At 61.1% G+C, this 14414-nt stretch carries 11 protein-coding genes; 6 read left to right on the top strand and 5 right to left on the bottom strand.

The window, feature by feature from the left end; all coding sequences use genetic code 11:
* The first annotated feature begins 1 nt into the window (after nucleotide 1).
* Together ATN38_RS02070 and ATN38_RS02065 are read left to right on the top strand one after the other, a co-directional pair.
* Nucleotides 2–910: a metal ABC transporter permease gene (locus ATN38_RS02070; RefSeq protein WP_218747513.1), complete on the top strand. Its 909-nt coding sequence runs from the start codon at nucleotides 2–4 to the stop codon at nucleotides 908–910.
* Nucleotides 911–1029: 119 nt separating this feature from the next.
* Entirely contained in the window at nucleotides 1030–2586 is a 1557-nt protein-coding gene (locus ATN38_RS02065; RefSeq protein ID WP_063315366.1) for a GGDEF domain-containing protein, read from the top strand.
* Here the strand turns inward: ATN38_RS02065 and ATN38_RS02060 are convergent.
* Together ATN38_RS02060 and ATN38_RS02055 are read right to left on the bottom strand one after the other, a co-directional pair.
* The gene (locus tag ATN38_RS02060; protein WP_172403480.1) at nucleotides 2575–3327 is read right to left on the bottom strand and encodes a cyclase family protein; all 753 of its coding nucleotides are present in this window, start codon (nucleotides 3325–3327) and stop codon (nucleotides 2575–2577) included. The genes ATN38_RS02065 and ATN38_RS02060 overlap by 12 nt on opposite strands.
* Nucleotides 3328–3471: 144 nt before the next feature.
* Nucleotides 3472–3882: a TIGR03668 family PPOX class F420-dependent oxidoreductase gene (locus ATN38_RS02055; RefSeq protein ID WP_230359309.1), complete on the bottom strand. Its 411-nt coding sequence runs from the start codon at nucleotides 3880–3882 to the stop codon at nucleotides 3472–3474.
* 60 nt (nucleotides 3883–3942) lie between these two features.
* Between ATN38_RS02055 and ATN38_RS02050 the strand changes: the two genes are divergently transcribed.
* A complete protein-coding gene (locus ATN38_RS02050) occupies nucleotides 3943–4944 on the top strand; it encodes a PHP domain-containing protein (protein WP_003942580.1) in 1002 nt (333 codons plus the stop codon).
* 49 nt (nucleotides 4945–4993) lie between these two features.
* Here the strand turns inward: ATN38_RS02050 and ATN38_RS02045 are convergent, their stop codons facing one another.
* From ATN38_RS02045 to ATN38_RS02035, 3 genes are all read right to left on the bottom strand, one after another.
* Complete coding sequence (locus tag ATN38_RS02045) at nucleotides 4994–6355, bottom strand: HNH endonuclease signature motif containing protein (protein ID WP_218747512.1); 1362 nt, start codon at nucleotides 6353–6355, stop codon at nucleotides 4994–4996.
* 119 nt (nucleotides 6356–6474) lie between these two features.
* Nucleotides 6475–7386 (bottom strand): cation transporter, encoded by a 912-nt coding sequence (locus ATN38_RS02040; RefSeq protein WP_046379693.1) that lies wholly within the window; start codon nucleotides 7384–7386, stop codon nucleotides 6475–6477.
* Between the two features lie 72 nt (nucleotides 7387–7458).
* Complete coding sequence (locus tag ATN38_RS02035) at nucleotides 7459–8157, bottom strand: haloacid dehalogenase type II (RefSeq protein ID WP_069146768.1); 699 nt, start codon at nucleotides 8155–8157, stop codon at nucleotides 7459–7461.
* A 110-nt stretch (nucleotides 8158–8267) separates the two neighbouring features.
* On the opposite strand from ATN38_RS02035, the gene ATN38_RS02030 reads away from it, so the two are divergent.
* From ATN38_RS02030 to ATN38_RS02020, 3 genes are all read left to right on the top strand, one after another.
* Nucleotides 8268–9605, top strand: coding sequence for an amylo-alpha-1,6-glucosidase (locus tag ATN38_RS02030; RefSeq protein ID WP_019746148.1), 1338 nt, complete (start codon nucleotides 8268–8270; stop codon nucleotides 9603–9605).
* 107 nt (nucleotides 9606–9712) lie between these two features.
* Nucleotides 9713–10408, top strand: coding sequence for a glycoside hydrolase family 25 protein (locus ATN38_RS02025; protein ID WP_372588554.1), 696 nt, complete (start codon nucleotides 9713–9715; stop codon nucleotides 10406–10408).
* A 978-nt stretch (nucleotides 10409–11386) separates the two neighbouring features.
* Nucleotides 11387–14414 (top strand): isopeptide-forming domain-containing fimbrial protein (locus tag ATN38_RS02020; RefSeq protein ID WP_256931531.1); only part of this gene is annotated, 3028 nt, incomplete at its 3' end.

Raw genomic sequence — 14414 nt, 5'->3', positions numbered from 1 at the left:
GATGAACCTCGTAGAACTCCTACTTGATCCTCTCCAGTACGGATTCATGGTGCGCGCGTTGGCCGTTGCGGTTGTGGCAGCGGTTGTCTGCGCGGTGCTCAGTTGTTGGTTGGTGCTCATCGGGTGGTCGTTGATGGGCGACGCCGTCTCGCACGCCGTGCTGCCGGGTGTTGTCCTCGCTTACGTCGTTGGCGCTCCATTTGCTATCGGGGCCTTGATCTTCGGGTTGATCGCCGTAGCGCTGATCGGACTGATCCGTAACACCAGTCGCGTCAAGGAAGACGCCGCGATCGGTATCGTCTTCACGACTCTCTTTGCGTTCGGTTTGGTTCTCATCTCGGTGACCCCCAGCCAGACCGATCTCAACCACATCATTTTCGGCAACCTGCTGGGGGTGAGCTCGTCAGATCTTCTGCAGGTCGCGATACTTGGCGCGTTGGCGTTGAGCATTCTGTTGATCAAGCGTCGTGATCTGACGTTGTTCGCCTTCGACCCGATCCATGCGAACGCGATAGGTCTTTCGCCCAAGCGCCTGGGTGCGCTGCTACTCGGCGTCCTCGCACTCACGTCCGTTGTGGCGTTGCAAGCCGTCGGCGTCGTGCTGGTGGTGGCGATGCTGATCATCCCCGGCGCGACGGCCTACCTCCTCACCGACAAGTTTTCGCGGATGCTGGTGATAGCTCCCGTCGTTTCCGCAGTCTGCGCGATTGCCGGTATCTACGTCAGCTACTACCTCGACACGGCTTCCGGTGGCATGGTCGTCATGACGCAGGGCATCGTGTTCGCTCTGGTGTACCTGTTCAGCCCCTCGCAAGGGGTGATCGCGAAATGGACTTCGCAGCAGCGTAGGACCCGAGCGGAATACAGCGCCGCGGGGCGTACGAGCCTTCCTGATCGTTCGTCCAGTTAACAATCCGCTACCAAATCGGGTAGGTTCGTACGGGCATTCGTCACCACAACATTCCGGCCGCAACGATGCCGGCTGCAAGACGATCGGTGGTGACGCCTTGAACACCGATGGGTTCTTCGATGACGCAGTTCCGAGCGCGACGCACGTGGCTGGTTCTCGGCGTCGTTGTCGCGGTCATCGCTCTCGCCGGATCCGGGCTGCTCAGCCCACGAACTTCGGTTCTGGTGGACGATATCGCCCAGCTCGTCGGCGGAGCCACCGCAACTGCGGTCTGTTGGTGGACATCGCGGCGCTATCACGGCGTCGAGCGTCGTTGGCGAACTCTGATGGCTCTGGGTATGGCCGGCTGGACTCTCGGGATGTTCTTCTGGGCGTTCTACCGCTCGGTTCTCCACGTTCCACTTCCGTCGCCGTCGATCGCGGATATCGGTTTCTTCATGTTCCCGGTGTTCGCCGTGCCGGCGCTTCTGTCGTTGGTGCGTCAGTCGCCCCGGCGTGAGGCGATCGGTCCGATCCATCTCTGGCTCGTGCTGACGCTCGACGGCCTTGTCGTTGTCGGTGGATTGTTCATCCTCACGTGGACGACGGCCCTGGGCGCCGTCGTTCATACCGGTCCGACGGGATCTCTCGGGTTTCTTGTCGCGGTGATGTATCCGATCACCGACTTCGTTCTGATCGCCATGGTCTTGCTGATGGTCATCGGACCGAAGGCCGTTGCCGAGATCCGCGAACCGCTGACGTTCCTCGGGTGCGGGTTGGTGATGCTCTCCCTTTCGGACAGTCTTTACGCGTACTTGGTGGCGATCGGCGCCGAGAGTATGCCGACCATCGCCGATGCCGGGTTCATCGCGGGGCCGCCGTTGATCGCCTTGGCGGCGCTGACGAAGCGAACCGAGCCTCGGAACCGCAACGCGCCGCAGCAGTGGCGAAGCGATCGGACTCAGTTGCTGCTGCCGTATCTGTTGATCGCGGTGATCGCGACGATCGTGACTGTTCAGGCGCTGATCGTCGGCAACCTCGATGCCGTGGTCGTGATACTCGGCGTCGGCGTGTTGGTTCTCGCGCTGGTGCGCCAAATACTCACGCTCCTCGAGAACGACGCGCTCCTTCAACAGATCTCCGCTGCCCAGGACGAGCTGAGGTACCGAGCACATCACGACCCACTCACCGAGCTTGCAAACCGGGCCGCGTTCGACGAACACTTTGCGAGCGCCATCGACGACTATCGCCAGACGAACTCCGATTGGGTGCTGATGCTTGTCGATCTGGACGACTTCAAACAGATCAACGATCGATACGGGCACCCGGCCGGCGACCGGTTACTGGTTGCTCTCACAGCACGTCTGCGCGAAGCGGTTCCCGAGGGTGCGTTTGTCGCCCGATTCGGTGGCGACGAGTTCACAGTGCTCCTGCAGGGCACGATCGACGACGCCGTCGTCGTGGCTCGCCGGATCGTCGACGCGCTCAGGTCCGATCAGACTGCAGACACATCGGTGTCGGTGGGTGCGAGCGTTGGTGTCGCGCATTTCGAGTCCGCGCAGTTCGAGTTCGGGGACGAACCGCTCAGCGCGCACACTCTTCTTCGCCAGGCCGATGCGGCGATGTACGAGGCGAAGAGAAGTGGGAAGGGCGCGGTCGTTGTCTACGGCGACCGTCGCAAATGGTTATCGCCGTAGGAGTGCGAAAATCGTTGCCGGTGAACCCGATCCGGCCTTGTTGATCGCACCACCGACAAGGATGCTAGCCCCGGTGGTTGGCAGGGCGGCAAGATTGTTCAAGTTCTCCAGGCTGATTCGATGCTTGTCGTACAGGATTGTCGAGACGGGGTAGGTTTCGTCGTTTCCGAGGTCGGGACCGAACGTGTCGGTTCCCAATGCTCCGCGGGTGCCCAAACGGCCGGTGTCTATCAGCCACCGCGCCGCGTCCACCGAGAAGCCGGGCTGGTGGGTGACGCCCTCGGCATCGGAGTTGGCATATTCTTCGCTACCCCAGCGCGATTCCCACCCGGTCCAGAGAACTACGGCCGCTCCATCGGGGATCTTGCCGTTGCGCGTTTCCCATTCCTGCAGGTCCGCGACCGTGAGCGCATAGTCCGAATCGGCGGCAGCCTTGTCCCGGATGTCGATCTTCACTGCGGGGAGGAAGAGGTCCGCCGGATCGAGTTGGTCGGCTGTGAGGCCGCCTTCCTGGAAGTGTGCGGGTGCGCCCCAATGCGTGCCCGTGTGCTCACCTTCCTTGACGTACTGGAGGTAGTAGCCGTCGTTTGCGATGGTGGCCGCTGTGTCGAGAGTGAACTCGGGGTCGCCTGGAAAAACCGGCGTCGTCGCCGGGTCGTTCACGTGTGAGAGCGAAACAACCGACAACTGTTCGTTCAACGGGCTTGTTGCGTCTTGACTGCTTCCGGAACTGCTACCCATGTCGATCACCTGAGGTCCCGCTACCAGCGCCAGACCTGTGGCTGCGCGCTGAAGTAACTGCCGTCGTTTCATCGATCCCCCGCCAATTTGTCCGAATTGAGAGTGTTGCAATCACTTTCGTTCCTTGAACACTAGGACAGAACCTTAGGCTGCTGCGGACCACGACGACCACTCCACATCGCGGACAGCTATCACCTGTCCGTGCGGTCGGTGATCTACGTACTGCGGATACTTTGCGGCCAAAGCATCGATCGCGCTCTCGGACTCCTTGGTGCCCGGGTTGAGAACCTCCGCATGTCCGTCGACGCGGACCCACCAGAGCGCGGACCAGTCGTCGTCGTAATGATCGACCAGCAGGCTTGCGCGCCCCGTCTCGGTGATGTTCCGGAGCCTGCGAAGAGCGGTCGTGGTTTTCGGTTTGTGGTCGACACAGGAATAGACGGTGCCGCCGACCAAGACGAATACCAGCGGCACGATGTGCGGAACGCCGGCCGCATCTGCCGTTGCCAGGTGAGCCACCCGCGCAGCTTCAAATCGTGCTCTCGGGTCGTCCATATTCACAGCGTAAGGGGATCAAGGGTTGCCGCGAGCCGCTGCTGACGGAACAGTGGTCTCATGGAACCGGATGAAGCGCTTCGGGAGATCGCCTACTGGCTCGAACGATCACGCGCTGAAACGCACCGCGTCAAGGCCTATCGCCGAGCTGCGGAGGTCTTTTCAGGATTGTCCGACGAGCAGAAGGAGTCTCGCCGGAAAGCCGACAGTTGGAAGGCCCTCACCGGCATCGGGCCGAAGACTGCCACGATTATCGCTCAGTCGTACGACGGCATCCCCGAGTATCTCGAGGAACTGCGGGGGCAGGCTGAGCCCATCGGCGACAGCCCATTGCGACAAGCCCTCCGCGGCGACCTCCACACCCACTCCGACTGGTCCGATGGTGGAAGCCCCATCGAAGAAATGATGCGACGCGCAGCAGCACTCGGCCATGACTACTGCGCCCTCACCGACCATTCGCCTCGCCTCACAGTTGCCAACGGGCTGTCCGCGGAGCGCCTACGGTCTCAACTCGACGTGATAGCCGGGTTGAATGCCGAATTGGCTCCCTTCCGCATTCTCACGGGAATCGAGGTGGACATCCTCGAGGACGGTTCACTCGACCAGGATCCCGATCTGCTCGACGAACTCGACATCGTGGTGGCGAGCGTCCACTCCAAGCTGCGGTCCGAACGTGAGGCGATGACCCGCAGAATGCTTGCTGCAGTGCGAAACCCGCGTGTCGATATTCTCGGACACTGCACCGGGCGTCTTGTCGAGGGTGCTCGCGGAACCCGGCCCGAGTCGCAGTTCGACGCGGAGAAAGTGTTCGAGGCCTGCCGCGAATCAGGCACAGCCGTTGAGATCAATTCCCGACCGGAGCGTCGTGACCCGCCTTCGCGTTTGATCGAGTTGGCCCGCGATCTCGATTGTCTTTTCTCCATCGATACCGACGCCCATGCCCCCGGTCAGTTGGCTTGGCAGGGCTACGGCTGTGACCGGGCCGAAAAGTGCGGCGTCGAAGCGGATCGGGTGATCAATACTTGGACCGCCGAAGATCTTTTGGAGTGGGCAGGCAATTGAGAGCACGCCGGAATGGGTCACCGAGGCGTTTGCTCGGTGACCTCCGGGTTCAGAGTCGTGTGGTGGAGCGGCGGGGTTTCCGGTCGGGGTCGATGCCCGGTGGTGGGATGAACCAGGGCAGGTGATCGGTGCCCATTCGGATTTCCCATTGTCCGGTGAATCCGGGTTTTCGGTGCATCAGGGTGTGGTGGGTTCGGCAGAGTAGGACCAGGTTGTCCATGACGGTTGGTCCTCCTTTGGCCCAGTGTTTGATGTGGTGGGCGTCGGTCCAGGCGGGGACGCAGTCGCAACCGGGGAAGGCGCAGCCTTTGTCGCGGGCGATCAGGGCGGTGCGTTGTGCTGCGGTGACAAGCCTTTTGAGTGGGGTGACGTCGAGTGGGGCACCGTTTTCGTCGAGGAGGACGCTGGAGAGCATGCAGTCGCAGGCGATCATGCGGGTGCGGCCGACGCTCAGTGGTCCCATCCAGGGCATGTGGCCGACATCGAGATCTTGTTTGTCGAGATCGTGAAAGTCGAGATCGAGCATGCCGGGATCGTCGTCCTCGGAGGGGACAGGTGTTGAGCCATCACCCGTTGTGGCGCATTCACGGTGGTAGGCCAGGTCTTTGGCGTTGATGTGCACGTTCAGGTGTGGGCGTTGGCCGCCGTCGATACCGGTGGCAGCGTTGTCGAGGTAGCGCCGGATGAGTTCTGCCATGGCGTCTGCGTTGCGTGTGGCGGCGGGTCGTTTGTCGGGTGTGCCGTCCTTGGCGGGGGTGGGCATGGAGAGGCTGGAGAGGGCGGAGAGAAGCATCTCGCCGGTCACTCCGTCGAAATCGCCTCGGACGGCGACTCTTCCGTTAAGGGTCGGGGAGATGCGCAGTTCGTTCCGATCGGTGTCTTCGCTTGGCGGTATGTCGTCGGATTCGAACATGTGCTCGAGGACGCTGATGGCGTAGCGCAGTTTGACGGTGGTCGCTTCGACGCCGGATGCTGCGGCGAGGAGTGTGTCGCGGCAGTACGGTAGCGCGGCGTCGGGCATTGTTTTGGGTGGGGATTCGCAGAACGCCACGATCAGTGCTGCGTGCTCGAAAGTGAGGTCGCCGGCATCGAATTGGTCTTCGATCTCGGGAAACGACCGTAGGGCTTTGCCTAGGGTTGCGATTCTTCTGCCGGTGGAGATTTGCAGCATGGTGTGGTTCGCGAGCCATTGTCCGGTGCCGCGGTAGCAGAGTACTTGTTCGTCCGGGTTCAACGTCAGGGTGTCGACGGCGGCCACTCGAATGGCTTCCAGGCGAAGGATTTCCGCTGACGCGGTGATGGCGATCTCGCGGACGTCGCTGGGGTGCAGCCGCCACAATCGTCCGCGCACACCCACGGCGGAGTTGTTGACCACGTCGGTGACGGCATCGTCGGTGATGTTGATCGTCATGAGAACCCCCCGTTCCATCTCCCATCGTACTCGAACATACTTTCGAGTCAAGGACGTTTTCGAGAAGGTGCGGTGGGCCCGGCCGTCGTGATTCTGTTGTTCGAGAGCATATTCCGTCGCTAGAGCATCAGCGCCGGATCTGTAGTCAGTTCGATGTTCAGCCACGGTTCGTAGGGGAGATCGGCGAGGCTGGTGGCGAACGAGCGTCGAACTGCGTCTTCACCGTCGATGTCCCAGCTGTGTGGCGCGACCATGAACGTCGCTTCGATATACAGCTTGCGACCCACCTTGCTCATGGTGAGAGTCGGTTCGTCCAAGCCGAATTCGTCGCGGACGGCGGTGATGGCCTCGTGCACGCGGGCCTGAACGATTTCGCCGGGAGCACCTTCGAGGAGTTCGATCAGTGCGGTTCGCAGAAGTGCGTACGGTTGCGGGACCAACAACGCGCAGCCGAGGAGGACCAAGACGGAGTCGACATATCGGTCGGCGTCGGAGAAATCGGTGCGGCCCAGGATCATTGCGACGACAGCACCGACTGCGACCAGCGCGCTGAAGGCAGCCGACGCTCCCCATTGCCTGGCTTCGGCGACGAGCAGATCAGATGTGCGGTCGACTTGTCCGACGTAGCGCCAGATGATGATCGACACCACTGCGCTGACAGCGCCGTATGCCACCAGCGATCCCGCGGTGACGTCGGCCCCGCCCGCGAGGATGACACGAACTGCCTCGACTGCGGCGTAGGCGAGCGTCGCCAGTAGCGCCATGCCCTGGACAGCGATGACTACCGGGATCAATGCCTCCTTACCGAAGGGGAAGCGTGCGGTGGGGCCCGAGTCGGCTATCCGCGAGACCCGCAGCGACAGCGCCGTCAACACCATTCCGATGAGGGCGTACACACCGTCGAGCAGGATCACCTGGGACTGCGAGATCCAGCCCCAGAATGCGGCGAGCACAGCCAACGCCGTTGCGACCACGAGGGAGTACCGCAGGGCCTTGCGTTCGCGGGTAGCGCTGTCTTCCTTGGTGCCCATGAAATCCAAACCGCCTGTCCGTTTCGATATTCCTTCACGTAGGAATACCAGCAACGACGCGCAGGCACGGCATCAGTGGACCAATTGCGCTGCCAGATCCAGAAAGTCCTCGGCGTTGATGTCGAACTCGTCGGAGAATGACACATCGGGATTGCCCCTGGCTCCGAATTCGAGTGGTCGAGCTATGAAGGCTGTGCGGAACCCGAGAGCTTTGGCCGCCCGGATGTCATATTTGTGGCTGGCAACCATCATGATCTCGGCCGGGTCGAACCCGAGATATCGAGCAGCCAGGTGGTAGATCTTCGGATCTGGTTTGAAGACACCGGCCATTTCGGCGGTGAAGACGGCATGCCATGGCAGATTTCCGTGCCGGGAGATGCTGACTGCGGCATTCACATCGGCGTTGGACAAGGCAGCGATTGTGTACTGCTGGCGCAGGGTTGTCAGGCCGGCGACGGTGTCCGGCCACGGGTCCAGGAATTTCCAGGCGGTGGTGAGTTCTTCCTGTTCGGCATCGGAAAGTTCGATGCTCTCGCGGGCCAACAGCTTGCGCAGAGCCTCGCGGTACACCGAATGTACTGTCACCCATTCGCCTGTGGAGTCGTCGGCCTCGGAGGTGTTCGCGAAGTACTCAGCGCGCCAGAGATTGACGAATCTTGGCCAGTCGACGTCGGCGTCGGTGATCCGACGGGCCTCGCGGCACAGGGTGCTGTGAAAATCGGTCGCTGTGCCCTGGACGTCGAACAGCAGTGCTTTGATCTTCTCGCGCACAAGCCCTCCACTTCGAGATCGCCTGACGGTGTTGCCACATTATCGCGGTTACGGCGCCCGATTCGTGCTCGATGAGCGCAAAGGCGCCGCGCGTCGCAAAATAGACATCTATGGCCGACCGCGGATTTACCCCGACTCAGCTCGCCGCCCGAGCTGCCTACCTGCTGCGCGGAAACGACCTGGGCACGATGACCAGCGCTGCCCCGAAGCTGTATCCCCACATGTGGAGCTGGGACGCCGCGTTCGTCGCGGTAGGTTTGGCGCCGCTCAGCGTCGAACGGGCGGTAGTAGAGCTCGATACCTTGCTCTCGGCTCAGTGGAAGAACGGAATGATTCCGCACATCGTGTTCGCGAACGGTGTCGACGGCTACTTCCCCGGCCCGACGCGTTGGGATGTCAATGCGTTGGCAGCGCATGCTCCTTTGGGTACAGCTACATCGGGAATCACCCAACCCCCCGTTCACGCGATTGCGGTGCAGCGGATTCTCGATCATTCGCGTCGGCACGGACGTACGACGCGTGCGGTCGCGGAAGAGTTCCTCGACCGGCGCTGGAGCGATCTGGTTCGGTGGCACCGCTGGTTGGCGGAGGCCCGCGATCTCGACGGCAACGGCCGCATCGCGCTCTATCACGGGTGGGAATCGGGAATGGACAATTCTCCGCGATGGGATCTGGCGTACGCGAATGTTGTTGCGGGACAAGTGCCTGCGTATCAGCGCGCTGATCTCGCTGTGGTGACCGACTTGTCTCAGCGACCCACGGATCACGAATACGACCGCTACCTTTGGCTTCTCGAAGAGATGAAGGCCGTGAGGTACGAGGATTCTCAACTCGCCACTGCCATGAGTTTTGCCGTGGAGGACGTGTTTGTCAGTGCGGTTTTCTCGATGGCATGTGACGTTTTGGCAACTATCGGTGAGGAGCATTCGCGACCAAACTCCGACGTCCGTGATCTGCGCGGTTGGGCAGATCGATTCCGGCAGGGCGTAATTGCCACCACCGATGAACGATCGGGTGCAGCAAAGGATTTCGATCTTCGCACCGGACGATGGGTTCATACCGAGACCATCGCGATGTTTGCGCCGTTGCTGTGTGGCGGCCTGAGCCGCGATGCCGAGCGCGCTCTGTTGCGCACTTTCGAGGGGCCCAAATTCTGTGGCCACCCGGACATGCGATTTGCCGTCCCACCGTCGACGTCTCCGGTTTCCGGCGATTTCCGTCCTCGGGAGTATTGGCGCGGCCCGGTGTGGCCGGTGATCACGTGGTTGTTCTCGTGGGCGTTCGCGCGTCGGGGGTGGGCCGAGCGATCGCACGTCTTGCGTTCGGAGGGGTTGCGGCAGGCCAGTGATGGCAGTTTTGCCGAGTACTACGAGCCTTTCACCGGTGAGCCGCTGGGCAGCATGCAACAGTCGTGGACCGCGGCGGCTGTTCTCGATTGGCTCGGTTGAGTGAACATTCCCTGAATTAGCGGACAAAACGGACTAGTCGACCTTACTCTCGGGAAATGGTCGAGCGACGGATCGTCAGGACACTGGGCAAGCTCACCCCGATCGCGATGGCAGTTGCCATCGCGATCACGGCACCTGGCCTCGCCGCTGCCGACGCTCCCCGCGGCCCGGACGTCTCGTCGTGGCAGCACGTGGACGGAACCGGAATCGACTGGTTCCAGGTCAAGGCGTCAGGGCACGAGTTCGCGATGGTCAAGGCCACCGAGTCGCTCAACTACGTCAATCCGTACTTCATCCAGGATTGCCTGGTCATGCGGGCTGCCGGCGTCTCGCGCGGGGCCTACCACTACGCAGATGTTCGCCAGTCCCCCGAAGCCCAGGCCGCCTTCTATTCGGCGATCGTCCTGGGTATCAACGGACCTGGTGACCTCCCGCCCGTTCTGGATCTCGAGGACGCGAAGGGACTTCCCGCCGGTCAGGTCATCGACTGGACTCATCGCTACCTGAATACAGTCCAGGCACTCACCGGGCGGCAGCCAATCATTTACACGTACCCCAACTTCTGGCGTACCCAGATGGCCAACACCACCGAGTTCAACCACTACCCGCTGTGGATCGCCGATTACAACGGGCAGAACGCACCGGGCCCGCTGCCCGGTGGTTGGTCCAACTGGACCTTCTGGCAGTACACCAGCACCGGACGCATCCCCGGGATCACCGGAAATACCGATATCAACGTTTACAGCGGGGCGCAGGGCGATTTCGATCGCTACGCCAACAGTGTGGGGTTCGGCAGCAGCTAGCTTGCGGCGGGGCCCTTGGCTCCGTGGTGCCCGGTTCGGGCCCTTTCGCCCTCGAGGCATTTGTCTCGAGGCACGCGGAAGGGCCCTTTTTGGCACTCTTGTGACGCTTGGCTGGTTAGTCCGGTTGTTGCTCGTCAGTTACGAGAATTCTGCCGAGTGGTAGCCACGGTCGCTGAACTTTCGACTAGCTGAGCAGGATCAGAAAATAGCTATGGCAGAAAATGAGCAGGACTGCTCCAACCGAAAAGCTACAAAACGGACTTGAAGTTGGGTCTGGATCGAAGGCGCCGACCCGGTTTCGGTCGAAGATGGCGCCTCGCAACCCAATTATCGGAGCGCCGGAGTGCTTCGTTACCGGCAGCCGTCGCCGGGTGCGGTCTGGACCAATTCGATAAATTTCTACGTGCTTGCACGGGCGATTGGACTCCATTCAGTACGGAGTTTCCGTTCATGGTTCGAGGGGCTGTGGCGCATCCAACAGGCCTTATCCATATTGGGCATTTGTCCAGATTCCTGGTCGCCTCGAAGTTGGTCGTCACCCGATCTGGTCAGCGGAAACGCTGAATGCCATCGCGTCCGGCGCAGTGCCGTGCGCCGAGGGCTGAATTGTTCGCTTGAACAACGCTGCTCCTCGAAGCTTGTCCGATCTACGAACAAAAACGTCGATCGGTCTGCTTTGTCTGACTTTCGATGGGCAAGCTCCCGGTTATCTGTTATCTTGAACCAGATAACTGGAAGGTTGCTCTCGATTTGCACGGATTTCGAGGGCCAAGGTCCTGTTCAGGGCGGCTCTTCCAACACGCAGGTGTTTCCGAAGAGGAGCTCGAATGACAGGACCGGCAACAGCGTCCGGTGTGAGGTCGATCAGCCGAAAACAGGCGGATCGACCCGAACCAACCGATCAATCGGGAGTTCGCGCCAGCGCTCTCGCATCTCCGTCCACCGAACATCGATCAGGCACATCCTGGGGAGTAAGAAATGCCTAACGACATACCGCCGACAAGGTCGGCCTTATTCACCGCAGGGCTCCCGCCCTGGGTGCGAGCGTGGACGGTGGTGTGGACCGCCATCGCGATGATTCTCGGCCTCTCCGGCGCGACGGCAGTAGCTGCATCAGCGCAGCCGGCCGCGACGCTCGGCGGTCCCGTTCAGGCTCAGACGCCGGCTCGTGCTGCTGTCCTGCCGGACGAACAGCCCGCAAAGGGCTGTGCCTTCAGCGCCCCTAACACTGGCCCTTTCTCGCAGAACATCTGTTGGATCGACATGTCGGCGCTCAACGAAGCCGCGGCCACATCCGCGGCCGGGCAGTCGATGGAAATCCAGCTCACCGAGGGCTACAAGATCAACTTCAAGGCTTTCCTCACCGACTCGGTAGCAGGAAAGACGCATCAGGGGGTCGAAGCGAAGGCACTCCCCACGTTGAGTTACTCAGCGCTGGGAACGTCCGCCTACACGGGTGTGCCGTCGACGATCAAGCCCGCGATCTACCAGAAGTCCTCCGTGAATGGACAATCCGGCGGGACGGTGTCGCTCAAGAACATCGTGATGACCGGGCCCAATGGCACGGTGTACAACTACGGTCTCGTAGCAGCCGATGCCGAGTCGACTGACGCAAACACATCAACCGACAAAGAGTTCCTCACCTTCAATTCGGACAAGCCGCTGCGACAAATCGCGCGCACAGTTGGTGTTGACGAACCTGGCTATCCCGGAATTCGCGCTTGTGACGGTGGGCTGACGGCTATGCCCGCCACCACCGTCCGATGCGATTCTTGGAACCTGGTCAACAACCAGGAGTATTCGCCGGGCACTTTGGTTGTTGCATCGACCGCTCCAACCAACTTCGCGGCGACGTTCGGTAATACCGTTCTGGCGACCTCTCGTCAGGGTCTGGCTTTCGGTGTCCTGCTCTCGAAGGTCAAGATCGACAAGGACCTCACGCGCGTCACCCCCGGTGACGATTTCACTATCGGCATGAGCACCGGCCACCACGCAAACGCGGGTGCTGCTGCAGCGACCGAGATCAAGAGCACCACGACCGGCGCTACAGATACGACGGCATCGACTGGCTGGCGTACGCTCCTCGCAGATACGACACCTACTCCTGTCACGTTCTGGGAGAAGCCAACTACCTCGGCGACCAAGACCGCGAACTATGCGACGTCATGGGATTGCCAGGTAAACGGTGTGACCCAGGCGCTCAGGGTCGGGGACGTTGCGCAGGCAGCACTCACACCGGGCGACAACGTGTACTGCAAGGTCAAGAACACTCCGGTTCTCGTGAAGAAGTCGTCGTCACCACCTACCGGTGAGACGGTCAATATCGGCCAAACAATCACCTACACTCTGAATTTCGAGAATCCCGGCACTGCGCCGGCAACGATCGACTACACGGACTTCCTTGCCGACGTCATTGATGACGGAACGGTTGCGGTCGGTGCTGCTACAGGCGGACTCACCGCTGCATTGGACGGCGCCGACAAAATCAAAGTCGGCGGCACATTGCCAGCCGGCGGCAAAGGGACTGTCACCTACACCGTCACGGTCAAAGACGGTGGCAACAAAGTCCTGAACAACTACCTCGTTCCGGGGACAACAACTCCTCCCACAACATGCGATCCTGCAACCAATCTCTGCACGACGCATCCCATGCCCGGGTTCACGGTCGCGAAGACCGCTGTGCCCGCGACAGGTTCGACGGTTCAGGCCGGCGATACCATTACGTACACGGTCACCGGTGCTAACACCGGCAAGACGGCCCTAACTCCCGCGACGATCAAAGACGATCTGAGTGCGGTTCTCAACAATGCTGCTGTCGTTCCGGGCTCGCTGAAGGCGACCGTCGACGGTGCTGCTGTCGCTGCTCCGACCCTGTCGGGCAGCATTTTGTCGTGGTCCGCCAATCTCCAGGCTGGTAAGTCTGTTGTTCTGACCTACCAGGTGAAGGTCAATGCCGGCGTTGCCGCGGGCACGGTTCTGAACAACAAGGTCACCGGTACTGCGAAGCCACCCACCGGTCCGGACATCACTCCTCCTACGGTGGAGACGAATCACTCGGTTCCCGGCTTCAAACTGGAGAAGACTGCTGATCCGATTTCCGGTTCGACGGTTCAGGCCGGCGAGTCGATCAAGTACACCGTCACCGGAACCAACACCGGTAAGACGAAGCTCGATCCGGTAAAGATCAACGATGATCTGGGTGCGGTTCTCAATAACGCCGCTGTCGTTCCCGGTTCGCTGAAGGCGACCGTCGACGGTGCTCCTGCCGCTGATCCGACCCTGTCGGGCACCACCCTTTCGTGGACTGGTTTTCTCGAAGCCGGTAAGTCCGTCGTTCTCACCTATGAGGTGAAGGTCAACGACGGCGTTGCCGCGGGCACAGTCTTGAACAACAAGGTCACCGGTACTGCGAAGCCGCCGACCGGTCCGGAGATCACTCCTCCTTCTGTGGAGACGAATCACTTGGTTCCGGGTTTCACGGTCGCGAAGACTGCGGATCCGGTCTCAGGTACCAATGTTGCTGCTGGTCAGACGATCACGTACACGGTGACGGGTGCCAATACGGGTAAGACGACTCTTGATCCGGTGGTGTTGACCGATGATCTGTCGAAGGTTCTCGACAACGCGGCGTTGGTGGACGGTTCGCTCAAGGCGACGGTCGATGGTGCTCCTGCGACTGTTCCGACTCTGTCGGGCACCATGCTCTCGTGGACGGGTGCACTCGAGGCCGGTAAGTCGGTTGTTCTGACCTATCAGGTGAAGATCAACGACGGTGTTGCCGGCGGCGTTCTGGTCAACAACAAGGTCACCGGTACTGCGAAGCCGCCGACCGGTCCGGAGATCACTCCTCCGCCGGTGACGACTGAGCATCCGGTGGTGTCTCCGAAGATCGCTGTGGTGAAGTCCTCTGATCCGGTGTCGGGTTCGAATGTTGTTGCCGGTCAGGACATCAAGTACACACTCACGTTCACGAACACCGGTAACGGTGCGGGTGAGGTCGCGTACT

The organism is Rhodococcus sp. FH8 (assembly GCF_019266085.1).
In the GTDB taxonomy this organism is placed as follows: Bacteria; Actinomycetota; Actinomycetes; order Mycobacteriales; family Mycobacteriaceae; genus Rhodococcus_F; species Rhodococcus_F qingshengii.
This window is presented reverse-complemented; position numbering and strand designations above follow the sequence as displayed.

What these genes read in the sequence shown, in the direction of transcription:
- ATN38_RS02040 (WP_046379693.1), bottom strand. Translation starts at nt 7,386, where the DNA reads ATGGGCACCAAGGAAGACAGCGCTACCCGCGAACGCAAGGCCCTGCGG.
- ATN38_RS02060 (WP_172403480.1), bottom strand. Translation starts at nt 3,327, where the DNA reads ATGGGTAGCAGTTCCGGAAGCAGTCAAGACGCAACAAGCCCGTTGAAC.
- ATN38_RS02070 (WP_218747513.1), top strand. Translation starts at nt 2, where the DNA reads ATGAACCTCGTAGAACTCCTACTTGATCCTCTCCAGTACGGATTCATG.
- ATN38_RS02030 (WP_019746148.1), top strand. Translation starts at nt 8,268, where the DNA reads ATGGCCGACCGCGGATTTACCCCGACTCAGCTCGCCGCCCGAGCTGCC.
- ATN38_RS02050 (WP_003942580.1), top strand. Translation starts at nt 3,943, where the DNA reads ATGGAACCGGATGAAGCGCTTCGGGAGATCGCCTACTGGCTCGAACGA.
- ATN38_RS02045 (WP_218747512.1), bottom strand. Translation starts at nt 6,355, where the DNA reads ATGACGATCAACATCACCGACGATGCCGTCACCGACGTGGTCAACAAC.
- ATN38_RS02025 (WP_372588554.1), top strand. Translation starts at nt 9,713, where the DNA reads ATGGCAGTTGCCATCGCGATCACGGCACCTGGCCTCGCCGCTGCCGAC.
- ATN38_RS02055 (WP_230359309.1), bottom strand. Translation starts at nt 3,882, where the DNA reads ATGGACGACCCGAGAGCACGATTTGAAGCTGCGCGGGTGGCTCACCTG.
- ATN38_RS02065 (WP_063315366.1), top strand. Translation starts at nt 1,030, where the DNA reads ATGACGCAGTTCCGAGCGCGACGCACGTGGCTGGTTCTCGGCGTCGTT.